This window comes from Mesorhizobium montanum, assembly GCF_033977145.1.
Taxonomy (GTDB): Bacteria; Pseudomonadota; Alphaproteobacteria; order Rhizobiales; family Rhizobiaceae; genus Mesorhizobium; species Mesorhizobium montanum.
The window spans coordinates 117,710-138,060 of sequence record NZ_JAVIJF010000012.1 but is presented as its reverse complement, the minus strand read 5'-3'; the positions used below and the strand labels follow the sequence as shown (position 1 = coordinate 138,060).

Below are 20,351 nucleotides of genomic sequence, written 5' to 3'. Positions count from 1 at the left end.
GGCGAAAGCAGCGGTGACGGTCGATCTCCCCCCTTGTGGGGGAGATTGGCAGCTCCGGCGCCGCACCCGCTACGCCGCGCGCTTCGGTTCCACCGCGAACGGGCTGAGGCCGAGCCAGGTCTGCATCTTCCTGCCGATGGCCTTGTCGCCGGTCAACGCGACCTTCGCGCCGGCCTTCTCGACGGTGAGCAGCCCCATCCAGATCGCCGTCATCGTGTGCAGGTCGGTCGAGACGTAGAGGTCGACCTCGAAGCCCGGGTCGTACCAGCACAGATCGACCTCACCATGCTTCTCGACGATCAGCCACCATGAGCGTTTCGAAGCAGGGAGATCCTGATACAGGAACTGTATCACCGTTCGTCCGTCGGGCAGCGGCGACGGGTTCAGGTTGCGCCGCATGTCCCACATCAGCAGCGACGGATCGAGGTTCTTCAGCGACAGCCGCGACTCGACCCATTTCTGTCCCCAGAACCCCATCGCCTCGACCACGGGGCGCAAATCGCGGCCGGCTTCCGTCAGCCGATAGTCGAAGATGCCCTTCTCGCCGGGGACTTCCTTGCGCTCGACGATCCCCGCCAGTTCGAGTTCCTTAAGCCGTTGCGACAGAAGGGTCGGCGACATCTTCGGCACGCCGCGTCGCAGGTCGTTGAAGCGGGTCGAGCCCGCCACCAGCTCGCGCATCAGCACCATCGTCCAGCGGGTGCACAGCACCTCGGCGGCCATCGATAGCGGGCAGAACTGCTTGTATCCGTGCTGAGCCATGATCGGTGTCTCTCCCTCGAAGCTGGAGCGAACATTAGCCCTTCATGAATGGAGCCGCGAGTACAGAAACTGTACCGGACCAGTACAGATCGCGGACTGGTTGTCGGTCGCCCCGTCATGCGAGCCCTTGGCCGGATGCACGGGATATCCCCATGCGCCGCAACCAGGAGACTACCCATGACCGCTTACCTTATCGCTGATATCAAAGTGAAAGACCCGAAATGGATACCCGACTACGCCGCTACCGTGCACGACCTCGTTCACAAGCATGGCGGCAAATATCTGGCGCGCAGCGGCAATGTGAAGACCCTCGAGGGCAAACCGCTCGACACCACGCTGATCGCGCTGATGGCCTTCCCGTCGGAAGCGGCGGCGCGCGCCTTCACCAACGATCCGGCCTACGCGCCCTTCGTGGCGGCCCGCCAGGGCGGCAGCGACAGCCGTTTCCAGCTGATCGACAACACCGATCTGGCCGGAACGATATCGTATCTGCCGAAGGCATGAGCGGTGCCAACCGCATAGAATCCGGGATCATTACGCACAAACAGCCACGGCGCTTGCCTGTCGCGCCGCCGTATTTCCGGCGGCCGGCCAGCCGGGCTTTCTCAGGAAGAACGGAACGAACATGACATCAAACTTTTGGAACAGGCTTCTTATGGCCGCGGCCGCGCTGTCGGTCTGTACAGCTCTTGCGCAGGCGCATCAGGACGCGGCTGCGTCCGTGTCCGGCGCCAGCCCGCTGGCCGAAAAGGTGCAGGCCGCCAACAGCCGGTTTCTCGACGTCAAGGCCGCGACAGCCGAGGGCTATGCGCCCATTCCTTGCGCCAGCGGCATCACCGGCGGTGCCATGGGCATCCACTACGTCAACGGCCAGTATCTGAAGGACGACAAGATCGACATCGGCCGTCCCGAAGCCGTGATGTACGAGCCGATGGCCGACGGGACGCTGAAGCTGGTGGCGGTCGAATATATCACCTCGAAGGGCCCGGCATCGCTCGACGGCCAGCTGTTCAACTTCAACAGCGCGCCCAACCGCTACGGTCTGGGCGAGTTCTATGAACTGCATGTCTGGGCCTGGAAGGGCAACCCGACCGGCACCTTCGCCGACATGAACCCGAAAGTCTCGTGCGAACACGCGATAGCACCGAGCCAGTAAAGGCAGACGCCAGGCGGCGAACCTGGCGATCTCCCCCCAGGTGGGGGAGATGTCCGGCAGGACAGAGGGGGCTGTCCCGCCGGCCCGTCAACTGTGGTGACCGCGCGGCATTGGACATTTTTGCACGTCATGTTAATTCAGCTAGATGTTTTTCCTCATCTTCTCCTTTGTAGAAGTCGCCATATTGCATGGTCTTGAACGACGCTATTTCGCGAGAAAATTTGGGTTCTTTGCAGCGATATTCTGGCTTTTTGTCTTTCAATCCGGCGTTTTATTCGCCGGTGAAGTCATCCTCGAAAATCGGGTGGGCCAATCGTTGCCCAGTTGGGTTAAAGCCGTCGGCTTGACGATTGAGCTATTCGCCTACTTGACGATTGGCATGACGCCAATCGCTGCCGTCCTAGCCGCATTGACAGTCGGGATCGCGATGGCAGCCAAGTCATTCTGGAGAAGGCCCAGGGAAAACTCAAACTGACCTACCACCGACTGCACGTCGGGCAGGTACTTGTTGGCGATGGGCTAGTCAGAAAAGCTGGCGTTCCTTCGCACCCCCCTCTGGCCTGCCGGCCATCTCCCCACTTGGGGGAGATCGGCAGCTCAGGCGTCGCGCCCACTCTCACCCCACCGGCACCTCAAGCCCTACCTTCACCCGGTCCATCGCGACGAACGTGCGAAACCTCTTGACGTTGTTGTTTTCGAAGAACAGCCGCCTGGTCAGCGCCTCATAGTCGGCCATCGTCGCCACGGTGACGACGAGGATGAAATCGGCCTCGCCGGTCACGTAGTAGCATTGCTGCACTTCGGGAACCGCGGCGAAGCCGCGCTTGGCGGCGTCGATCAGCTCGGCGCGCTCGCTCTCCACCTCGACCTCGACGAAGATGGTGATCGGATGGCCGACCTTGGCCGGATCGACCAGCGCGATATTGGCGCGGATGACGCCGGTTTCCTCCATGCGTTTGATGCGCCGCTGCACGGCCGGCGCCGACAGGTTCACCCTCTCGCCGATCACGCGCTGCGGGGTGGCGTTGTCCTTCTGCAGGATGGCGAGGATCGCCCGGTCGAAGGCGTCGAGATCTGGCAAAACAGGCATGGCGTTGTCCAAACGAAACAAACTTGCATCCAAACCGGCAAAACAGAGCGCTTTTATCGGCCGCCGTGCAATAAATTTCAGACATCGAGATGGAGAAAACGGACTCATGTTCCTGCTCAACCGCCACCCGGACCATCGCCAGCCACTGACCAAGGAAGACGCTGCGACGCTCGGCACGGCCGGCGCTGACGCGGCCGAGCGCTTCCTTGCCGCGCGCGACAACCATGCCGAAACGCCGCTGCACGCCTTGCCGGCACTGGCGGGCGAACTCGGCATCGGCGCGCTCCACATCAAGGATGAGGGCAAGCGCCTTGGCCTTGGCAGCTTCAAGGCGCTGGGCGGCGCCTATGCGGTGATGCAGCTGGTGCTGGAGGAGGCCGGCAAGCGGCTTGGTCGCACTGTCGATGTCGCGGAACTGCAGAGCCCCGACGTGAAGGTGATTGCCGCCGGCATGACTTTCGCCTGCGCGACTGACGGCAACCACGGACGCTCGGTGGCGCAGGGCGCCGGTCTTGTCGGCGCGCGGTCCGTCATCTTCGTCCATTCGGGTGTCAGCAACGAACGCGTGGCGGCCATCGCCCGCTTCGGTGCCGAGATCGTGCGCATCGCGGGCGACTACGACCAGTCGGTCAGGGAAGCCGCCCGCGTCGCCGCCGAGCGCGGCTGGACCGTCGTCTCCGACACGTCTTGGCCGGGCTACGAACGCATACCGGGCCTGGTGATGCAGGGCTACACCGTGATCGTGCGTGAAGCGCTGAAGCGCTTGCCCGAGCCGCCCACCCACGTCTTCCTGCAGGCCGGCGTCGGCGGCTTCGCCGCGGCGATGGCCGGTCATCTCGCCGTCATGCTTGGCCAGGGCCGCCCGAGGGCAATCGTGGTCGAGCCCGCGCGGGCGGCGTGTGTCTACGCCACCGCAAAGGCCGGGCGTCCAATCGCGATTGCGCACAGCAAGCCCACGGTGATGGCGATGCTCGAATGCTATGAGCCGTCTTTGGTCGCCTGGCGCGTGCTGTCGCGGATCGGCGATGCTTTCATGACCGTGGACGAAGAAGATGCGGTTTCGGTGATGAACCGCCTGGCGCGGCCTTCGGGCGACGATCCGGCGATCGTCTCCGGCGAGAGTGGCGGCGCAGGGCTCGCCGGGCTGATCCGAGTTGCCGGCGACAAGAAGATGCGCGCGGCGCTTCACCTTGATGCGGGCTCCCGCGTGCTCATCGTCAACTCCGAAGGCGCGACCGACCCCGGCCGTTACGCCGAGCTGGTCGGGATGACGCCGGAAGAGGTGGTGCGGGTGAGGCAGCCGGCATGAGCAATCTGACAATCAATGCCGACCGTCTCATCGGGCGCATCGAGGAGCTCGGCAGCCTTGGCCGCGACGCGCAGGGCCGGCTCGTCCGCGTCGCCGCTTCCGACATGGACAAGCTTGGCCGCGACCGCCTCGTCGGCTGGCTGGATGAGGCGGGGCTCGAGGTCGCCGTCGATCGTATCGGCAACATCTTCGGCATCTGGCAGGATGATGCCAATGCCGGCCAGGCGCCACTCATGCTCGGCTCGCATATCGACACGGTGATCGATGCCGGCATCTATGACGGCTGCTATGGCGCGCTTGCCGGCCTCGAAGCGATCGAGAGCCTGAAGGAAGCCGGCTTCGCGCCGGCGCGCCCGCTCGTCGTCGCCGCCTTCACCAATGAGGAGGGCGTGCGCTATTCGCCCGACATGATGGGCTCGCTGGTCTTTGCCGGCGGCCGGGACCTCGAGGAAGCGCTGGCCTCGGTCGGCACCGACGGTTCGGTGTTGGGCAGGGAGCTGGAGCGTATCGGCTATGCCGGCCAGCACGAGCCCGGCTTCCTCAAGCCGCACGCCTATGTCGAGCTGCATGTCGAGCAGGGGCCGGTGCTCGAGCGCGAGGGCATTGCCATTGGCGCGGTCGAAAACCTGCAGGGCATTTCCTGGCAGCGCATCACGATCGACGGCGAGGCCAACCATGCCGGCACCACGCCGATGTCGATGCGCCGCGATGCCGGCGTCGCGGCCGCGCGGGTGATCAGCTTCCTCGCGGACCGCGCTGGCGCCTCGCCGACGCCGACGGTCGCCACCGTCGGCACCATAGCCTTCGAGCCCAACGCGATTAACGTCATCCCGTCGCGGGCGACCTTCACAATCGACCTTCGCGATCCCGACGAAATGCATCTTCGCGAGGATGAAGCAGCACTCGCCGCCTTCCTCGACCAACTTGCCGCAAGCGCCGGCGTCACCGTTCATGCCGAAAGCCTGGCGCGTTTCGAGCCGGTGACCTTCGATGCCCACGTCGTCTCGCTGATAGAGGATGGCGCCAAAGCCGCCGGCCTTTCCTGCCGGCGCATAACATCGGGCGCCGGCCACGACGCGCAGATGATCGCGCGTATCGCGCCCTGCGCGATGATCTTTGTGCCGAGCCGGGACGGCATCAGCCACAGTCCGGCCGAATTCACCGCCTCCGACGAACTGGTTGCCGGCGCCAATATCCTGCTCGGCGTCGCCGCCCGGCTGGCGGCCGACTGATTGCGGGGACGAAACGCAGATGGGCGTCGACGGAACGGTGCTGCCATGACAAGACACCACCAAAAATAGTCATGTTGGCGGTATCGAGTCCTTCCGGAGCGGACATTCGGCGACATCTGGTCGAAACAAACTTCAATCACTTAACCAGATTAAAGCGCCAGAATCGCGCCCGCCACTGGCGTTCAGTGCCTCGCAGGAAGAATAGCATGCTGCTGCTCAATCAACGTCCCGAACACAACCAGCCGTTGATTGCGGCCGATGCCGAGTCCCTCGGTATGCACGGCGCTGACCGGGCCGAGCTTTATCTCAAGGCGCGCCACAACCATGTCGAAACACCGCTGCACGCCTTGCCAGCAATGGCCGATGAGCTCGGCATCGCGGAACTTCATGTCAAGGATGAGGGCCAGCGTCTTGGCCTGGGCAGCTTCAAGGCGCTGGGCGGCGCCTATGCCGTCATCCGGCTGGTGCTGGAGGAGGCCGGCAAGCGCCTCGGCCGCGATGTCGATGTCGCGGAGATCGGCGAGCCAAAAGTGCGCGAGATCGCATCCAGCATGATCTTCGTCTGCGCCACCGACGGCAACCATGGCCGTTCGGTAGCGCAGGGCGCCGGCCTTGTCGGCGCACGCTCGGTGATCTTCGTCCATGCCGGCGTCAGCGTCGAGCGCGTCGCGGCCATCGCCCGCTTCGGTGCCGAGATCGTGCAGGTCGAGGGCGGCTATGACCATGCGGTGCGCGAGGTCGCGCGCGTCGGCGCCGAGCGCGGCTGGAAGATCGTCTCCAACACCTCCTGGCCGGGTTACGAGCGCGTCCCCGGCCTGGTCATGCAGGGCTATACGGTAATCGTGCGCGAGGCGCTGCGGCATCTGGCTGAGCCACCTACGCATGTTTTCCTGCAGGCCGGCGTCGGCGGCTTCGCGGCGGCGATTGCCGGCCATATGGCGGTTATGCTGGGCGACAGGCGGCCGAAAGCCGTGGTGGTCGAGCCGCGGCGCTCGGCTTGCGTCTATGCCTCCGCTGAGGCCGGGCGCCCGGTAACGATCGCGCATCAGCAGCCGACCGTCATGACGATGCTCGAATGCGCGGAGCCTTCCCTGGTCGCCTGGCGCGTGCTGGCGCGCGTCGGCGACGCCTTCATGACGGTGAAAGAAGAGGACGCGGTCGCGGTGATGAAGCGGCTGGCGCGGCCCTTGGGCAACGATCCGGCGATCGTCTCCGGCGAGAGCGGCGGAGCAGGGCTCGCCGGACTGGTCCGCGCCGCTAGCGACAGGCATATGCGGGCGGCACTCGGCCTCGACACTCATTCGCGCGTGCTCGTCGTCAACTCGGAGGGCGCGACCGATCCCGGCCGCTATGCCGAGCTGGTCGGCGTGGCGCCGGACGAGGTGCTCATGCAGATTGCCTGAAGCAATACCAGGAAAAGTGTGCAGCGGTTAGGCTCGGCTTTGCCGTAGCCTTCCGTCCGGAATTGCGTCAGGAAAAGAGGGCGACCGATGGCCAAACTCGACCAGCAGGCATTGCATCGCGAGATGACGGCGTGGCGGCGCGATCTCCACGCCCATCCCGAATTCGGCCTCGAGGAAAAGCGCACCGCCGCCTTTGTGGCGGAAAAACTCCGCGCCTTCGGCCTTGAAGTTGCCGAGAGCGTCGGCGGTACCGGCGTCGTCGGCACGCTGACACGCGGCAGCGGCAACCGCTCGATCGCGCTGCGCGCCGACATGGACGCGCTGCGCATCGCCGAGCAGGGAACGCAAGCCTGGCGTTCGCAAACGCCCGGCACCATGCATGCCTGCGGCCATGACGGCCACACCTCGATGCTGCTCGGCGCGGCCAAGCTCTTGGCCAGCGAAGGCGGCTTCGACGGCACGGTACGCTTCATCTTCCAGCCGGCCGAGGAATGGGGCAGGGGCGCGCTCGCCATGCTCGACGACGGTCTCCTCGAACGCTTTCCCTTCGAGGAGATTTTCGGGCTGCACAACATGCCGGGCCTGCCCATCGGCCATTTCGAGACCAGGAGCGGTCCGGTCATGTCGGCCGAGGACAATTTCGAGATCGTGCTCAAGGGCTTCGGCGGCCACGCGGCGCGGCCGCATGCGGGCCAGGAGACGCTGGTCGCGGCCTGCGCGCTGGTGGTCAACCTGCAGACCATCGTCTCGCGCCGCCTGAGCCCCGCCGATATCGGCGTCGTCTCGGTGACCGAGCTCATCGCCGACGGCACCCGCAATGCGTTGCCGGGCATGGCGCGCATCCTCGGCGACTGCCGCAGTTTCCGCCCCGAAGTGAGTGCCGCGATCGAGAACGAGATGCGCCGCATCGCCGAAGGCACGGCGCAGGCCTATAACGTCGCGGCTGAAATCACTTACACGCGCGAGTTCGTGTCCTTGATCAACGACGCCGCACTTGTCGACGAGGCGCTTGCGGCAGCGCGCACGGTGCTGGCCGACGATGCCGCCGGCATCGCGGCCGACGACGCTGTTCGCATCGCGGCTGAGCCGATGACGGCCTCTGAGGATTTCGCCCGTTTTCTCGACCACGTGCCTGGATGCTTTGTCTTCATGGGCAATGGCAGTTCCGCGCCGCTGCACAACCCGGCCTATGATTTCAACGATGACGGTCTGCTGCACGGCGCGCGCTTTCACGCGGCGATCGTGAGGCGAAGGCTGGCGATGGGCTAGAACGTCGGCGATTGGCGAAGGCGGTCGAGCGCTAATCTCCCCCCAAGTGGGGGAGATGCCCGGCAGGGCAGAGAGGGGCGCTGTCCCGCCGGCGTTTCAGTTTTTTGCAGTCATAGCCAAGCCGGTTAGCGACCAGCCCCAACAAAATCAACGCCGCGATCCTTCGCGCCCCCCTCTGGCTTGCCGGCCATCTCCCCCACAAGGGGGGAGATTAGCAGCTCCGACCCGGTAACCCTTTCTTCTCTGCTTTCATGCAGTATTGCCGGGACAGGGTGGCAAGAACAAAGAATGGCTGACGACAATAAACGCAACGGCAAGTTCTGGGCGCTGGCGCTCGACCGCGCTTATCTGGGCCTGTGGGACTGGAACCTGTCGACCGGCGATTGTTACTATTCGCCGACCTGGTCGAAGATGCTGGGCTATGCCGAGGGCGAGCTCGCCAACACCTCCGATCTCTGGCTGAAGCTCACCCATCCCGACGACCGCGAGCGCGCGCAGCAGAGCGGCGACCGCCATATCGCCGGCCTTGCCGACTCCATCGAGACCGAGCTGCGCCTGCGCCACAAGGACGGCCATTGGGTCTGGGTGCTGGACCGCGGCGGCATCGTCGAGCTCGACGCCGACGGCAAGCCGCTCAGGCTGATGGGCGTGCAGACCGACATCACCCGGCAGAAAGAGGCCGAGGCGGCGCTCGAGCAGGTCAATATTCGCTTTCGCCTGGCGCTCGCCGCTAGCGGCACCGGCATCTGGCACCACGATATCGGCACCCGGAAGAGCTATTGGGATGCTCGCACCCGTGACATCTTCGGCCTCGCTGCCGACACCGATGAGGTGACGGCCGAGCTGTGGCACACCTATCTTCATCCGGACGACAAGGAAGCCACCGAGCGCGCCCATCTGATCGCGCCCGGCTCGAACGGCGTCGTCGCCTCGCAATACCGCATCATCCGGCGCGACGGCGAGGTCCGCCATGTCGAATCGCTGGTGCGCTTCGTCGCCGATGTCGGTTCGGCCGGCCAGGTGCTCGGCACGGTGCGCGACATCACCGAGGAGAAGACGCGCGCCGAGGAGCTTGCCTTCGCCGCGCGTCACGACGCCCTGACCGGACTGCTCAATCGCTCGGCCTTCGACCGGCTGCTTGCCGAGAACATCGCCATGCCCGGGCGCCTGCCGCTTGCGGTGTTCTATGTCGACCTCGACTACTTCAAGGCGCTCAACGATTATGCCGGCCATGCCGCCGGCGATCTGGCGCTGAAGAGCGTCGCGGCGGGCATCCTGGCCGGCCTGCCCGCGTCGGCGCACGCGGCGCGTCTCGGTGGCGATGAATTCGCGCTGCTGGTGCCCAACTGCAATGACGCCTGTGCCGAGCACCTTGCCCGCGCCGTCCTCGCCGCGGTGCGCGATGCCGATCTCGGCTCGGCGGTCACCTCGCGCAGGCTTGCCGCCAGCATCGGCATCGCGTTTGTGCGCGACCGCAACATGAGCGTGGCCGACGCGCTCGCCTGCGCCGACGATGCCTGCTATGCCGCCAAGGCCGGCGGCCGCGACCGCTTCGCCGTGTTCTCGCCGGAGTCGGTTGCCGGTTCGGGCGGCCTCAACGCCGCGCGGCTTGCCGCCGACCTGGTCGATGCGATGGAAGACGGCCGGCTGAAACTTTACGGCCAGGAGATCCACAGGCTCGGCCGGGCATGGGAAGACAGCCGCCATGTCGAGGTGCTGGCCAGGCTCGAAGGCCGCAACGGCAAGATGATCCCGCCGGGCGATTTCGTGCCGGTGGCCGAACGCTTCGGCCTTGCCGCCCGGCTCGACCGCTGGATCATCCAGACGGCGATGATACGCCACGGCGCGGCGATGCGCGCCGGCGCCATCTCGCTCGACTTCAACCTGTCGGCGCAGACGCTTTCCGATCCGCAGCTGTGGGATTTCGTCGACGAGGCGATCGCCGGAAGCGGTGCGCCGCCTTCGGCCATCGGCTTCGAGATCACCGAGACCGCCGCCGTCACCAATTTCGACGCGGCCGAGGCATTCGTGCGCCGGGCGCGCCAGCGCCATTGCCGCGTCAGCCTCGATGATTTCGGCGCGGGCATGAGCTCCTTCGAATATCTCAGGCGCTTCCCCATCGACGCCATCAAGATCGACGGCTCCTTCGTCGAGCACATCGCCGACAGTCGCTTCGATCGCGAGATCGTCTCGGCGATCACCGGCATCGCCCGCTCGATGGGTGCCGCCGTGGTGGCCGAAAAGATCGAGGAAAAGAACGCGCTGGAGATCCTGCAGGGCATGGGCGTCGCCTATGGCCAGGGCTATTTCCTGCACCGCCCCGAGCCGCTGGAGGCGATCGTGGCGAGAGCCGTCGGCGGCACGATGTCACCGGAATGGCCGCATGCCAGGCTGGGCGGCATAAAATAAGCAGTTGCTAAAATTGCAATCACTCGTTTAAGGGCGCCGTAATCCGATCGGGCAATGATCCTGAAGCAATTCCAGGAAAAGTGTGAGCGGTTTTCCGTCCGGAATTGCGTCGAGACAAGAGACAAGAGACAAACGACAAACGGATCGGAGCGCCTGGATGAAGACCCTTCCCTTGCTCGCGGCAACCGTGATCGGCCTGCTCGGTATCTTCGCCGCGCAGCCATCCCACGCCGGCTCGGATAACGGCGGCGGGCTGACGGCGGCGTCCACGGCCGACGATGATGACGATCAAGTCAATACATCCAGCGTCGGCGACGGCCACGAGGCTGCCGAGAATGACGAGGGCGGGCACAAGGGTGACGGCGCCACTTCCGGCTCGCATGAAGGCGACCAGGACGGCGATCATCAGGGCGACGATCACGACGGCGACCACGAAGGCGGAGACAGTGGCAGCCATGACGGAGGTGGCGACAGTGGTGGCCACGACGGTGGCGGGGACAGCGGTAGCCATGACGGCGGCGGGGACAGCGGCGGCCACGATGGCGGCGGCGGCGACTGACCTTCCGGGTTGAGCCCAACAAAGAGATGGCGCGGCTCATCGTTAAAAGATGAACCATCGTTCTATCGGACTCTTAGGACAATTGGGCTACTGCCCGTGAAACGTTCTGCTCGGGACATGATGTCTTGGCTCGACTGTCCGGCGTCCGATCCATGACGGACGGGCGCCTGCGAGACCAGCCATGTCTTCGACGCTCGACAACGCCGCTCTTGTGATCCTGCACCAGCAACGCCTGCCGCCAACGGCCAGACCGGCCGCGGACGGTCTGGTCGCGACCATCGACAGCGCCTCCGGCTCCCCAGGTTCGCCGCTCATGCAGGTGGAGCCCGCGGTCTCCGCATTCGTGTTCAGCGTCGACAACCTCAATATCACGGCGACGAAGGTCCGGCTGATGGAGCGCGCGGGCAAGGAGTTCGGCCTCGATCAAACCGATTACGATTCCGTGTTTTCCTATGGTTCGGCGATCAAGAATGCCGTCGAAGCGTTGAAACGGCAATCTCCCTCGGCGATCGCCGAGATCGAAAGACAGCTTGGCCTGGACCAGCTTGGCGTTTCGCTCGATACGCTCGTCGACGCGATCGTCGGTCCGCAAGGCAGCGACCACGACGGGTTGGATGCCGCGTTGAAGCAGCACGCGGGCGGGCACGGCGAAAGCGAGGCCGCCTCGGTCCAGCTGGACGAACTCGGGTTCTACGGCGGCTGAGGCCGGCTACCCCATCAGCCATCTCAGCACGCCAGCCGAAGCGACCCCGATCACCACCGTCGGCAGCATCGATAGCCGGGTCGCCGCAAGCACCGTGATAGCAAGCGCCGTCAGGTCGGCGGGGTTCTTCGAGACGAAGTCCGGTGCGATCACCGAGATCAGCACGCAGCCGGGCGCGGCTTCCATCACCGCCGTGGCACGGGGGCTCAGCGTGCGGTTCCTCAGCACCACATAGCCGCCGATACGGGTCAGGTACGTCACCCCGGCCATAGCCAGGATGGTGAGCACGGTCATCGGATCGATCATTTGTCACCTGCAAGGAACCACGCGGCCAGCAGGCCGGACAGCGCGCCGGCCGCCACGTACCAGGCACCCGGGACGACGAGATAGGTGAGCGCCGCCACCGCCAGACTGACCAGCCAGGGCCGCGCCGCGGCAAAGCCCTTCCACATGCCGCTGAGCAGCACCAGGAACACGGCCGGGAAGGCCATGGCGAAGCCGTATTTCTCGACATCGCCAAGCATCGGGCCGAGCGCCGCGCCGCAGGTCGTGAACGCCACCCAGGCGAGGTAGAAGGGCAGGGCGGCGCCCAGATAGAAGGGCAGGCTGAAAGGCGGCCGCGTGCCGGCGGCGGCGCGGCGGCGCGCATCCGCCAGGCCCACCGCCCAGCTCTCGTCGCACATCAGGAACAGCGCCGGAAAAACCTGGCGCTTCGGCAAATGCTTGATGAGCGGCGCGAGTGCCGCGCCCATCAGGAAATGCCGGCTGTTGACCAGCAAGGTGATGGCCGCGATCAAAAGGATATGCGGCGTTGAGGTCCAGAGCTGGATGGCGGCGAATTCCGAGCCGCCGGCGAAGTTGAGGCCGGTCATCAGCGGCACCTCGATGACGCTCAGGCCCTTCTGCGCGGCCTGAGCGCCAAGCACCAGCGCATAGGGGATGATGCCAAGCAGCACAGGCGTCGAGGCGACAAGCCCGCGCCGGAACTCGGCGCCCTGCCCGTTGGCGGTCTGGCCCTCGGCGAGAGCGATCTCGGAAATGCTCATGGCTTTGCCCCGGCTGGCCTCGCGGCCACCCTTTTCCCGGTCGGTTGTCGGTTATCGGTGGCCGGACCATAGCCGAAAGGCTCGGCAATCGGGTTGCGAAGATGCGCCGTTTCTGACAGGATTTGGCATCCGATAGCGTGTTCAGGCAAAAGATTGGAATTTGGAACCATGAAGCTGGATGAGATCGATAGGCGCATCCTGCGCGCCTTGCAGCGCGACGGCCGCATGGCCAACAACGATCTGGCCAAGGAAGTCGGCCTGTCGCCGTCGCCCTGCCTGAGGCGCGTCAAGCTTTTGGAGGAGGCCGGCGTCATCGACCGCTATGTCGCGGTGCTCAATCCGACCAAGATCGGCCGCGGCCAGACCTTCTTCACCCGCATCTGGCTGAAACAGCAGGACGAGGACACGATCGAGCATTTCGCCGCCGAGGTGGCGAAGTTCCCGGAGGTGATGGAGTGCTATCTGATGCTGGGCGACTGCGATGCCATGGTGCGGGTCGTGGCAGCCGGCATCGACGACTACCGCCGCTTCCAGTCCGAACATCTAAGCCGCATCAGGGGCGTGCAGAACGTCAAGACGGACGTGCCCAGCCAGACCATCAAGCAGACCTCCGAGATGCCGCTGTAAGCCCCTTCCTTCTTCCAAAAGGGGAAGCCATCAATGATGCGCGTGCTCCACATTGTGCTTGCGCGTCGCCGCCGCCTTCTTCGCGGAAGCGGAACGCTCCGCCGCGGAGCGCTCGCCCGAGGCCTTGCCGCCGATCCTGCCGCCCTTGTGCGCGGCCGGGTTACCGGTGTGCTTGCCGCGGCCGGAGCCGCCTTCCTTCCTGCCGCCGGCGTCATCCTTGTTGATGGTCGCCCAGGCGCGCCGTTCGGCCTCTTTCTCCGAAACGCCGCGATGCTCATAGCCCTCGGCGATATGGTCGGCCTTGCGTTCCTGCTTGCCGGTGTATTTCGATTTGTCGCCACGTGGCATTTTTCTTCTCCCGTGATTGGAGGCAGGTCAGCTCTCCGCCTTCATGGTTCGTGCGATCTGGAGCAGCTTGTCGCGATCGTGTCCGTGCTCGCGGATCAGCTCGCGCGCCTGCTTCGGCGACAGATCGGTGTTCTCGGCCAGGAAGCGCACGTCGGGATCGCCGCCGCCCTTGGTCGGCAGGTTGCCGGTCGGCGGCGCATGTGCGGCGCCCGGCCGGTGCGGGATGTTGTCGTTTGCCTGGGTCATCGCAGGCTTCCTTCTATCTGCGCCGTATCAGCTTGCCGTCTTCGACTGCCTGCGGCGTGCTTCCTTCTTGCGGTGCAGCACCTCGTCGGTGCCGACAATGTTCTTCGAGCCGCCGGTGATCGAGGTCGAGACCACGGCCGGCGGGTCGCTTGCCGGAAAACTGTCCTCGAGGCCGGACTGCAACTGTTCTTCCAGCGTTTCCGGATTCTCCGAACGGCCCTCGGTGCGCCGGCCGTCGATCTCTTCCAGATCCTGCTTGGCGTCGGGATGCTCACGCACGTTGCGCAGCGTCGACACGACGAGCTCGATCGCGAATTCCTTCATCGCCTCGGCCTGCGGGGCGGCAACGTCGGTCTCCTCGACCAGCCGCAGCAGCGACTGTTCGACCTTGTCCAGTTCGCGCATGCCCTGGCAGCGCGCCAGTTTTTGGATCACCGAATGGATCAGCAGGGGACCGAAGGTCGAATAGGCCTGCATGCGGGTCTCATCGACGCGGTCGGGATGAAGTGTATGCAGGGACATTGGTGCCTCCATTGAAACATCCTGCGGCGACAGCTGCCCTCGAGGCGGCCGGTCCAGAAGGAACTGGAGGACGGGGAAGAGGTTCCATCGCGGGGTGGAACTCGCGGCAAGGGAAAATGGCGCCCGTAACGGGCACGGACGCCATTTTTGAACTCAGCGCTGGCCGCCCTTTCGGCCGGCCTCCGAGGCGCGTTGGCGATCCTCGGCGAAGTTGCCGCTGCCACCCCTATGCTGGCCTGCGTTCTGCTGACCCATGTTGCGGTCCTCGGCCTGTTGCTGTCCGCGATGCTGGTCGTCGCGGTTCTTGTGGCTCTGCTGGCCGGCCTTGACGTGCTGTTCGTGAGTTCCGCCTTGATTGGGCATGTGGAATTCTCCGTTGCTTCGGATTTTTCTTGAGGGTGAATTCAAGGACGCATTCGGCATCCTCGAGTAAGGGGAACAGGTGCCTGCATCCGATGTTCCGGCCGAAATATTTCGTGACTCGGTCAGACTGAAGTCCGATCTGTCCAGCGCATTGGGCTGGCTTGTGCAACCAATGTGCTTTCTGCGAATTGGTGAGCGGTCGACGAGAAGCCCCTCCTCGCCGGCCATCTTGGTGCCCGCCGATCGCCCCCCGCGCAATTCCGGCGGGTACCAATATCCATAAACAAGAAGGCCGCGCAGCCGGCTTCGGAGCGAGACGACGTTTTGACCTATATTTCCGCAAAACCCGCCCGGCAGCATGCCGAAAGCCTGCCTGCCAATGACAACGACCGTGCCACGCTTGCCGATCTTTCGTTCCTCGACGTCATCAACGACGAGGACACGGTCGCCGACATCGCCAGACGCGCGGAGCGTCTCGGTCATGCGACGCTCATCGCCATGGCTATCGGCCTGGCGGCCCTGCCGTTGCTTTGTCTGATGCTTGTGTGAGCCAGGCCGGCCTGCCGCCTGGCTGGCCGGCGCCATCTTCCGGAAAGAGGTATTGCTATCTCCCGGAAAAGAACGCGTCGAGCGTGGCCGCCGTTTCGATCGGCGATTCCTCCGGGAAGAAGTGACCGCCGGGCAAGGCGCCGCTGCTTGCATCGTCCGCCCAGTTTCGCCACAGCGCCAAGGGTCCGCCTTCCTGGGCGTACCATTCGGCCAGCGCCCCATGCTCGCTCCATAGCGCCAGCATCGGGCAGGCGATGCGCCGGCCTGCCTCCCTGTCGTCATGGTCGTGCTCGCGGTCGAGGGAAGCCGCCGCGCGATACTCCTCGCATATCGCATGGATATGTGCCGGGTCGCGTAGCGCATCGACATAAGCCTGCCGCACGCCGGGCGGGAACGCGTCGGGCGCGGATCCCCAGCCGGAAAGCGCATTGTCGACAACCGCTTCGGCCCCGGCCGCCAGCATCGTCTCCGGCAGCGGTTCGGGTTGCGCCAGCAGCGCCCATGGCCAGTAGCCGAGCGCCAGCCTCGCATCGGCCCGGTCCCAGGCCTCGGCCGTCGGGACGATGTCGAGCACGGCAAGCTTTTCGACGCGGTCCGGATGGTCGAGCGCCAGCCGGTAGGCGACGCGCCCGCCGCGGTCATGACCGGCGACCAGGAAACGCTCGAAGCCGAGCGTGTCCATCAGCGCCAGCATGTCGGCGGCCATGGCGCGCTTGGCGTAAGGAGCATGGTCGGCGGCCGATGGCGGGCAGGAGCTTTGCCCATAGCCGCGCAAGTCGGCGCAGACGACGGTGAAATCCCGCGCCAGGCTGGGCGCCACGTCGCGCCACATCACATGCGTCTCGGGAAAGCCGTGCAGCAGAAGCAGGCCAGGCCCGGAGCCGGCGCGGCGGGCGAAGATCCTTGCCTCGCCGGTGTCGATCTCGCGGCTGTCGAAATCGTCGAACATTGCTTGCCTCCGCGGCTGGAGTGGACCGCGCCGACCGCCTCAGGTCCAGACGGATTCGAGTGTCAACGACGCCTCGAAGATCTGGTCGCGCTTTTCGTCCAGCACTTTCACTGTGCCAGCACTTTCACTGTGATTGTCAGATGCCTGCCGTCCGGCATCTCGTCGCGGGCGACGTCGTGCAGGACGTGCAGCGCCTCCATGCAGGCGCGTTCGCGGTAGGCAAAGAGCTGCCCCTCCTGGCTGTGCCCGGTGTTGTACGGGTCGAAGTGGAAGCGCTGCATCGGCACTCGATCCCCGGCGATTTCGAGGTTCAATTCACGAACGCGGCCATGGTTCCAGGCGACCGATCCTGAGGGGAAATCCGCGCTGGGCCGGCCCTTGCGGCACGCGGCCGCCTGCAACCAGCCCCGGTCTGCTGCGTTAGCTGTTGCGAATAGAGGACGCCGGATGCTGGAACCGCTTTATCTCAACCTTGGCGCGCACGACGCCCTCTCAGAGGAAGAGAAGGCGCTGCTCGCCGCCACCCTGTCCATCGAGAGATATGTGGACGTCGGCGAGGACATCGTCTCGGAGGGAACAAGACCGAGTTACAGCACGCTGATCATCGACGGGCTTGCCGCCCGCTATAAAGTGCTGGAGGACGGTGGCCGCCAGTTCACCTCGCTGCAGGTCGCGGGCGATTTCGTCGACCTGCATGCCTTCCTGCTCAAAACCATGGATCACGGCATTGTCGCGCTGTCGCCCTGCCATGTGGCCGCGGCGGAGCATGGCAAGCTCAAGACGATCACCGAACAAGCGCCGCATCTCACCCGGCTGCTGTGGCTGGACACGCTGGTCGACGGCGCCATCCATCGCGAATGGATCGTGGCCATGGGCCGCCGCTCCAAGCTCTCCCATCTCGCGCATCTGATCTGCGAACTATTCGTCAGGCTTCAGGTGGTGAAGAAGACGAGCGACATGAGCTTTTACCTGCCGCTGTCGCAGGCCCAACTCGCCGATGTGCTCGGCCTTTCCGTCGTCCATATGAACCGGGTGATCGGCACGCTGCGCCGCATGAACGTGATCAACTGGACAAGCCATATGATCACGATACTGGACTGGGAGCGGCTGGTTGGGATCGCCGAGTTCGATCCGACCTATCTCAGCATGGCGCGCGAGCCGAGATAGACATCTAGCCGGGCGGCATCTTGGAACGCGACCAGAGCTGGTCCAGCATGGTGAGCGCCGCACTTGGCCGGGCAGGCTTCAGCAGGCCCTGTTGCACGGCGGCCTTCTTGAAGGCGGCAAACGCGATCGCTGGCCGGCACGTGCCCGCGATCGCGTCATCAACCAGTCGTGCCGCTTCGAGATAGGCCGGCGCCTCCTTGTTCTTCCAGGTTCCGGCAAGCGCCTTCTTGGCCTCGGCGACCGTGGTGACCACCATCGTGCCGCCGCCGATGAAGTGGATGGTGAGCGGCAGGAAGCGGCTCATCGGTCTTTCACCATCCGAGCCATTCGCGCGTGCGCAAGGCAAGGCCGATAAAGGGCACGGCTGCGATCATGGCGGCGGCGAGGACAAAAAACGGGCTGTTCAAACGCAAGGATTTCATGGTGCACCACAAGATTTGAGATGGCCGTAAACGATGAGGCCGTCGGCCGGTTGCATCCGGCCAGCAGGTCCGAGGCTACATATTGCTCGCGGGCCGGATCGGCGGCGCCGGCCGGTGCGGCGGCCTGGGGCGCGGCCGCATCGGCACATCGGCGAGCGAAGCGCGGATCACCCTGACGGGAATTGGTGGTGCGGCGGCACGCCGGCGCAGCAATGCGGCCGAGAGGCTGCCGATGAGATTTCGAACGTCCATGGGACTCTCCTCCTGAAGAGTCCCCCCGATAGGTGTAGGGTTAGCACCGTGGCCGAGCGCCCGCATTTAACTTTGATGTAGCCGCTGCTGCTCGTTTGGTTCGGGAAGCGGCATCTCGCAGGCGCAAGCCCAAGATCTCATCGAGCCGATCTGGGGCCGATTGGGCCGCGTTCTGGTGCCTGGGGCCGGAAGTGGCTTTCATAGGTGCTCTACGTTTTGTAAATTGCCTTGGCCATCGGGTTCGCGATCGGTTGCCAGCGGCTCGGTTCGCTCGTCTGAAAAGCGGCAACAAAAGCTCCCGGACGAATGGGCCGGGCCGTGTCCAGGCCCCTGAGAATCCCCGATCATTGTTGCCGCTGAGCTACAGCGCCGTCTGCCGGATATGTACTATAAGCACTCTCGTGCTGAGGGTTTCCTGGATATTTTCGGCGGACCATCCAGGAAAGGGGCGCAGTTTGAGGGAAGATAGCCCGTCGGCTTCGGTCGGCGGGTTTTTCTTTGGCAATTCGGGTCAGGTGGCCGACGCCTCTCGTTGAGGAGATTGCCTGAAGCGGGCGTCGGCCTGGCGAACTATGTCCGCCGCATATGCTAGATAGCTAAAATACGCCGGTGCGATATGGCGCGATCGCGGAAGACCTCGAAGGAAACGGTGTATAAGGGGAGGGGATGACCCGGATCACCCTATCCTATTGGTTGCATTCCGGCGCCGCCGTCAGGTGCTTGTGTGCTTCGAAGATCCGAAGCTTTTCCGGATAACCGAGTCGAAGCGTTTCCTGGCAGCTTGGGCAGCTGAAAGTCGCGATCACCTTAAACCATGAGCCCTTCCGGACGATCGGGTGCTTGCACTTCGGACACTCGAAGCTGAGAAGCGCATCTTTCATATATTCAGGAATCGGCATCGCTGCACCATGGGTTATGCCTGTTAACGGGCAGTGATAGCTGGCGTGCTGACCACGAAGAATTTCATGGCCGCTAACAATGCAGTTGATGAAATGTTTCGCTATTCGGACCTAAGAGTTCCGTCCTAAGACCTTGGTCTCGGGGACCGCGACAGTCGCCACGCGCAAGCATCCTTGGGCCTCACGCGATCGCGCCATCCAACCTGCCGGTTATCAACCTTTTCAGCCGGCATGCGTTGTCCTTCGAACAGAAGGAGACAGTCATGCCGACGAAATCCGCCGCCCGGCCGAAATCGGACACGGCACGCAGGCAGCGCGGCGTTCAGCGCAAGGTCGATGCCACGGACCGCAACGAGCCGAAGCCGAAATCGCCGGGCGCCATGCAGGCCGGCGCCCGCCGATATCCGAGGCGGAAGACGTTTCGCAGTTCGGCGCCAAGACGCCGATGAAGCGGCCCGCCCAGCCAGAGGAGATCGCGCCGGCCTATGTGTTCCTGGCCTCACCGCAATGTTCGAGCTACATCACCGGCGAGATCGTGCCGATCATCGGGGGTTACTGATCCATCAGGAGGATCCCATGAAGAAAGCGCTTCTCATCGCAGTCGTCACCCTGATCCCGGTGCTGCCGGCGGCGGCACAGACCGCCGCGCAGCCGAAGGATCAGCCGACGGAGAACTGCCAGGCGAAGCCTGACGCCAACGACCAGCAGCAAAAACAGAAGCAGCAGGCCGACACGGATGAGCTGTCGGAAAAGCTCAACAATTGCGGCGGCGTGCTGAAGCCGCCGCCGACCGGTGATCAGAACGCCAAGACGCCTCCGCCGACCGGCAGCGACATGCCGGTGATCAAGCCGGGTCAGGTACCGCCGCAGAATTCGAACTAGCAGGTGTCGGCACCCGCGTATCGAATGTCGTTATCCTGGGGCGGAGCCACGAGCGAAGCGACGCGATGCCGACAAGGCTGTCCAGGCAGAAGTAATGAACGCCGTGCTCGCCCTGGCCGAGGCGGTCGAGAAACGGCGGGCAGGGGAGTTTCCACCATCGGCGCCGGCCTCGAGGATCCGCGTCCGA

27 protein-coding genes and 1 pseudogene are annotated in these 20,351 nt (G+C 64.7%); 16 read left to right on the top strand and 12 right to left on the bottom strand.

What is annotated here, in order from left to right; genetic code table 11:
• Window positions 1-69 precede the first annotated feature (69 nt).
• Window positions 70-762, bottom strand: coding sequence for a winged helix-turn-helix transcriptional regulator (locus tag RFM68_RS17865; protein WP_320234308.1), 693 nt, complete (start codon window positions 760-762; stop codon window positions 70-72).
• Window positions 763-939: 177 nt separating this feature from the next.
• Here RFM68_RS17865 and RFM68_RS17860 point away from each other — a divergent pair, with 177 nt between their 5' ends.
• The 3 genes from RFM68_RS17860 (at window position 940) to RFM68_RS17850 (ending at window position 2,393) form a co-directional block, all read left to right on the top strand.
• The gene (locus RFM68_RS17860; RefSeq protein ID WP_320234307.1) at window positions 940-1,266 is read left to right on the top strand and encodes a DUF1330 domain-containing protein; all 327 of its coding nucleotides are present in this window, start codon (window positions 940-942) and stop codon (window positions 1,264-1,266) included.
• 121 nt (window positions 1,267-1,387) lie between these two features.
• Window positions 1,388-1,918, top strand: a complete 531-nt coding sequence (locus tag RFM68_RS17855; protein WP_430694879.1) for a hypothetical protein — start codon at window positions 1,388-1,390, stop codon at window positions 1,916-1,918.
• Window positions 1,919-2,063: 145 nt separating this feature from the next.
• On the top strand, window positions 2,064-2,393 hold the full coding sequence (locus tag RFM68_RS17850; RefSeq protein WP_320234306.1) for a hypothetical protein: 330 nt from the start codon (window positions 2,064-2,066) through the stop codon (window positions 2,391-2,393).
• A gap of 141 nt (window positions 2,394-2,534) precedes the next feature.
• On the opposite strand, the gene RFM68_RS17845 is transcribed toward RFM68_RS17850, so the two are convergent.
• Complete coding sequence (locus RFM68_RS17845) at window positions 2,535-3,008, bottom strand: Lrp/AsnC family transcriptional regulator (RefSeq protein WP_320234305.1); 474 nt, start codon at window positions 3,006-3,008, stop codon at window positions 2,535-2,537.
• A 106-nt stretch (window positions 3,009-3,114) separates the two neighbouring features.
• Between RFM68_RS17845 and RFM68_RS17840 the strand changes: the two genes are divergently transcribed.
• The 7 genes from RFM68_RS17840 (at window position 3,115) to RFM68_RS17810 (ending at window position 11,892) form a co-directional block, all read left to right on the top strand.
• Complete coding sequence (locus RFM68_RS17840) at window positions 3,115-4,317, top strand: diaminopropionate ammonia-lyase (RefSeq protein WP_320234304.1); 1,203 nt, start codon at window positions 3,115-3,117, stop codon at window positions 4,315-4,317.
• Window positions 4,314-5,549, top strand: coding sequence for a Zn-dependent hydrolase (locus RFM68_RS17835; protein WP_320234303.1), 1,236 nt, complete (start codon window positions 4,314-4,316; stop codon window positions 5,547-5,549). Before RFM68_RS17840 ends, RFM68_RS17835 begins: the two co-directional genes overlap by 4 nt.
• 206 nt (window positions 5,550-5,755) lie before the next feature.
• Window positions 5,756-6,952 (top strand): diaminopropionate ammonia-lyase, encoded by a 1,197-nt coding sequence (locus tag RFM68_RS17830; protein ID WP_320234302.1) that lies wholly within the window; start codon window positions 5,756-5,758, stop codon window positions 6,950-6,952.
• An 87-nt stretch (window positions 6,953-7,039) separates the two neighbouring features.
• The gene (locus RFM68_RS17825) at window positions 7,040-8,221 is read left to right on the top strand and encodes a M20 aminoacylase family protein (RefSeq protein WP_320234301.1); all 1,182 of its coding nucleotides are present in this window, start codon (window positions 7,040-7,042) and stop codon (window positions 8,219-8,221) included.
• Between the two features lie 288 nt (window positions 8,222-8,509).
• Complete coding sequence (locus RFM68_RS17820; protein WP_320234300.1) at window positions 8,510-10,630, top strand: EAL domain-containing protein; 2,121 nt, start codon at window positions 8,510-8,512, stop codon at window positions 10,628-10,630.
• Window positions 10,631-10,787: 157 nt separating this feature from the next.
• Window positions 10,788-11,189, top strand: a complete 402-nt coding sequence (locus RFM68_RS17815; protein WP_320234299.1) for a hypothetical protein — start codon at window positions 10,788-10,790, stop codon at window positions 11,187-11,189.
• Between the two features lie 181 nt (window positions 11,190-11,370).
• Window positions 11,371-11,892: a hypothetical protein gene (locus tag RFM68_RS17810; protein ID WP_320234298.1), complete on the top strand. Its 522-nt coding sequence runs from the start codon at window positions 11,371-11,373 to the stop codon at window positions 11,890-11,892.
• Between the two features lie 6 nt (window positions 11,893-11,898).
• On the opposite strand, the gene RFM68_RS17805 is transcribed toward RFM68_RS17810, so the two are convergent.
• Together RFM68_RS17805 and RFM68_RS17800 are read right to left on the bottom strand one after the other, a co-directional pair.
• Entirely contained in the window at window positions 11,899-12,198 is a 300-nt protein-coding gene (locus tag RFM68_RS17805) for an AzlD family protein (protein WP_320234297.1), read from the bottom strand.
• Window positions 12,195-12,938, bottom strand: a complete 744-nt coding sequence (locus RFM68_RS17800) for an AzlC family ABC transporter permease (RefSeq protein WP_320234296.1) — start codon at window positions 12,936-12,938, stop codon at window positions 12,195-12,197. The genes RFM68_RS17805 and RFM68_RS17800 overlap by 4 nt, the downstream gene beginning before the upstream one ends.
• Before the next feature lie 168 nt (window positions 12,939-13,106).
• Here RFM68_RS17800 and RFM68_RS17795 point away from each other — a divergent pair, with 168 nt between their 5' ends.
• Window positions 13,107-13,565 carry an Lrp/AsnC family transcriptional regulator gene (locus tag RFM68_RS17795; RefSeq protein ID WP_320234295.1) on the top strand — a complete coding sequence of 153 codons (459 nt, stop codon included), beginning with the start codon at window positions 13,107-13,109 and terminating at the stop codon, window positions 13,563-13,565.
• A gap of 30 nt (window positions 13,566-13,595) precedes the next feature.
• Here the strand turns inward: RFM68_RS17795 and RFM68_RS17790 are convergent, their stop codons facing one another.
• The 4 genes from RFM68_RS17790 to RFM68_RS33640 all read right to left on the bottom strand — a co-directional run bounded on the left by RFM68_RS17790 (window position 13,596) and on the right by RFM68_RS33640 (window position 15,044).
• Window positions 13,596-13,913 carry a plasmid stabilization protein gene (locus RFM68_RS17790; RefSeq protein WP_320234294.1) on the bottom strand — a complete coding sequence of 106 codons (318 nt, stop codon included), beginning with the start codon at window positions 13,911-13,913 and terminating at the stop codon, window positions 13,596-13,598.
• A gap of 27 nt (window positions 13,914-13,940) precedes the next feature.
• Window positions 13,941-14,159, bottom strand: a complete 219-nt coding sequence (locus RFM68_RS17785; protein ID WP_320234293.1) for a hypothetical protein — start codon at window positions 14,157-14,159, stop codon at window positions 13,941-13,943.
• Window positions 14,160-14,186: 27 nt separating this feature from the next.
• Window positions 14,187-14,681 carry a hypothetical protein gene (locus RFM68_RS17780; RefSeq protein ID WP_320234292.1) on the bottom strand — a complete coding sequence of 165 codons (495 nt, stop codon included), beginning with the start codon at window positions 14,679-14,681 and terminating at the stop codon, window positions 14,187-14,189.
• Window positions 14,682-14,834: 153 nt separating this feature from the next.
• The gene (locus tag RFM68_RS33640; RefSeq protein ID WP_430694877.1) at window positions 14,835-15,044 is read right to left on the bottom strand and encodes a KGG domain-containing protein; all 210 of its coding nucleotides are present in this window, start codon (window positions 15,042-15,044) and stop codon (window positions 14,835-14,837) included.
• 324 nt (window positions 15,045-15,368) lie between these two features.
• Here RFM68_RS33640 and RFM68_RS17770 point away from each other — a divergent pair, with 324 nt between their 5' ends.
• Window positions 15,369-15,593: a hypothetical protein gene (locus tag RFM68_RS17770; protein ID WP_320234291.1), complete on the top strand. Its 225-nt coding sequence runs from the start codon at window positions 15,369-15,371 to the stop codon at window positions 15,591-15,593.
• A gap of 55 nt (window positions 15,594-15,648) precedes the next feature.
• Here the strand turns inward: RFM68_RS17770 and RFM68_RS17765 are convergent, their stop codons facing one another.
• Both RFM68_RS17765 and RFM68_RS17760 read right to left on the bottom strand, forming a co-directional pair.
• Window positions 15,649-16,542 (bottom strand): alpha/beta fold hydrolase, encoded by an 894-nt coding sequence (locus tag RFM68_RS17765; RefSeq protein ID WP_320234290.1) that lies wholly within the window; start codon window positions 16,540-16,542, stop codon window positions 15,649-15,651.
• Window positions 16,543-16,649: 107 nt separating this feature from the next.
• Window positions 16,650-16,943 (bottom strand): DUF6894 family protein, encoded by a 294-nt coding sequence (locus RFM68_RS17760; RefSeq protein ID WP_320234289.1) that lies wholly within the window; start codon window positions 16,941-16,943, stop codon window positions 16,650-16,652.
• Window positions 16,944-16,989: 46 nt separating this feature from the next.
• On the opposite strand from RFM68_RS17760, the gene RFM68_RS17755 reads away from it, so the two are divergent.
• Window positions 16,990-17,709 carry a Crp/Fnr family transcriptional regulator gene (locus tag RFM68_RS17755; RefSeq protein WP_320234288.1) on the top strand — a complete coding sequence of 240 codons (720 nt, stop codon included), beginning with the start codon at window positions 16,990-16,992 and terminating at the stop codon, window positions 17,707-17,709.
• A 4-nt stretch (window positions 17,710-17,713) separates the two neighbouring features.
• Here RFM68_RS17755 and RFM68_RS17750 read toward each other — a convergent pair whose 3' ends face one another.
• A complete protein-coding gene (locus RFM68_RS17750; protein ID WP_320234287.1) occupies window positions 17,714-18,013 on the bottom strand; it encodes a DUF982 domain-containing protein in 300 nt (99 codons plus the stop codon).
• Window positions 18,014-18,206: 193 nt separating this feature from the next.
• Window positions 18,207-18,383, bottom strand: a complete 177-nt coding sequence (locus tag RFM68_RS17745; RefSeq protein WP_320234286.1) for a hypothetical protein — start codon at window positions 18,381-18,383, stop codon at window positions 18,207-18,209.
• A 1,162-nt stretch (window positions 18,384-19,545) separates the two neighbouring features.
• Between RFM68_RS17745 and RFM68_RS17740 the strand changes: the two genes are divergently transcribed.
• From RFM68_RS17740 to RFM68_RS17730, 3 genes and pseudogenes are all read left to right on the top strand, one after another.
• A complete protein-coding gene (locus RFM68_RS17740; RefSeq protein WP_320234390.1) occupies window positions 19,546-19,731 on the top strand; it encodes a hypothetical protein in 186 nt (61 codons plus the stop codon).
• Window positions 19,677-19,841 (top strand): annotated as a pseudogene (locus RFM68_RS17735) (SDR family oxidoreductase); the annotation flags it as partial. The gene RFM68_RS17740 and the pseudogene RFM68_RS17735, both read left to right, overlap by 55 nt.
• A gap of 17 nt (window positions 19,842-19,858) precedes the next feature.
• Window positions 19,859-20,164: a hypothetical protein gene (locus RFM68_RS17730; protein WP_320234285.1), complete on the top strand. Its 306-nt coding sequence runs from the start codon at window positions 19,859-19,861 to the stop codon at window positions 20,162-20,164.
• The last annotated feature ends 187 nt before the right edge of the window (window positions 20,165-20,351 follow it).

Bases quoted from the DNA above. Each gene is read 5' to 3' on its own strand.
- RFM68_RS17790 (WP_320234294.1), bottom strand. From the start codon at position 13,913: ATGCCACGTGGCGACAAATCGAAATACACCGGCAAGCAGGAACGCAAG.
- RFM68_RS17860 (WP_320234307.1), top strand. From the start codon at position 940: ATGACCGCTTACCTTATCGCTGATATCAAAGTGAAAGACCCGAAATGG.
- RFM68_RS17865 (WP_320234308.1), bottom strand. From the start codon at position 762: ATGGCTCAGCACGGATACAAGCAGTTCTGCCCGCTATCGATGGCCGCC.
- RFM68_RS17845 (WP_320234305.1), bottom strand. From the start codon at position 3,008: ATGCCTGTTTTGCCAGATCTCGACGCCTTCGACCGGGCGATCCTCGCC.
- RFM68_RS17810 (WP_320234298.1), top strand. From the start codon at position 11,371: ATGTCTTCGACGCTCGACAACGCCGCTCTTGTGATCCTGCACCAGCAA.
- RFM68_RS17855 (WP_430694879.1), top strand. From the start codon at position 1,388: ATGACATCAAACTTTTGGAACAGGCTTCTTATGGCCGCGGCCGCGCTG.
- RFM68_RS17765 (WP_320234290.1), bottom strand. From the start codon at position 16,542: ATGTTCGACGATTTCGACAGCCGCGAGATCGACACCGGCGAGGCAAGG.
- RFM68_RS17850 (WP_320234306.1), top strand. From the start codon at position 2,064: ATGTTTTTCCTCATCTTCTCCTTTGTAGAAGTCGCCATATTGCATGGT.
- RFM68_RS17780 (WP_320234292.1), bottom strand. From the start codon at position 14,681: ATGTCCCTGCATACACTTCATCCCGACCGCGTCGATGAGACCCGCATG.
- RFM68_RS17795 (WP_320234295.1), top strand. From the start codon at position 13,107: ATGAAGCTGGATGAGATCGATAGGCGCATCCTGCGCGCCTTGCAGCGC.
- RFM68_RS17835 (WP_320234303.1), top strand. From the start codon at position 4,314: ATGAGCAATCTGACAATCAATGCCGACCGTCTCATCGGGCGCATCGAG.
- RFM68_RS17730 (WP_320234285.1), top strand. From the start codon at position 19,859: ATGAAGAAAGCGCTTCTCATCGCAGTCGTCACCCTGATCCCGGTGCTG.
- RFM68_RS17755 (WP_320234288.1), top strand. From the start codon at position 16,990: ATGCTGGAACCGCTTTATCTCAACCTTGGCGCGCACGACGCCCTCTCA.
- RFM68_RS17785 (WP_320234293.1), bottom strand. From the start codon at position 14,159: ATGACCCAGGCAAACGACAACATCCCGCACCGGCCGGGCGCCGCACAT.
- RFM68_RS17820 (WP_320234300.1), top strand. From the start codon at position 8,510: ATGGCTGACGACAATAAACGCAACGGCAAGTTCTGGGCGCTGGCGCTC.
- RFM68_RS17740 (WP_320234390.1), top strand. From the start codon at position 19,546: ATGCCGACGAAATCCGCCGCCCGGCCGAAATCGGACACGGCACGCAGG.
- RFM68_RS17805 (WP_320234297.1), bottom strand. From the start codon at position 12,198: ATGATCGATCCGATGACCGTGCTCACCATCCTGGCTATGGCCGGGGTG.
- RFM68_RS17825 (WP_320234301.1), top strand. From the start codon at position 7,040: ATGGCCAAACTCGACCAGCAGGCATTGCATCGCGAGATGACGGCGTGG.
- RFM68_RS17745 (WP_320234286.1), bottom strand. From the start codon at position 18,383: ATGGACGTTCGAAATCTCATCGGCAGCCTCTCGGCCGCATTGCTGCGC.
- RFM68_RS33640 (WP_430694877.1), bottom strand. From the start codon at position 15,044: ATGCCCAATCAAGGCGGAACTCACGAACAGCACGTCAAGGCCGGCCAG.
- RFM68_RS17800 (WP_320234296.1), bottom strand. From the start codon at position 12,938: ATGAGCATTTCCGAGATCGCTCTCGCCGAGGGCCAGACCGCCAACGGG.
- RFM68_RS17815 (WP_320234299.1), top strand. From the start codon at position 10,788: ATGAAGACCCTTCCCTTGCTCGCGGCAACCGTGATCGGCCTGCTCGGT.
- RFM68_RS17750 (WP_320234287.1), bottom strand. From the start codon at position 18,013: ATGAGCCGCTTCCTGCCGCTCACCATCCACTTCATCGGCGGCGGCACG.
- RFM68_RS17830 (WP_320234302.1), top strand. From the start codon at position 5,756: ATGCTGCTGCTCAATCAACGTCCCGAACACAACCAGCCGTTGATTGCG.
- RFM68_RS17840 (WP_320234304.1), top strand. From the start codon at position 3,115: ATGTTCCTGCTCAACCGCCACCCGGACCATCGCCAGCCACTGACCAAG.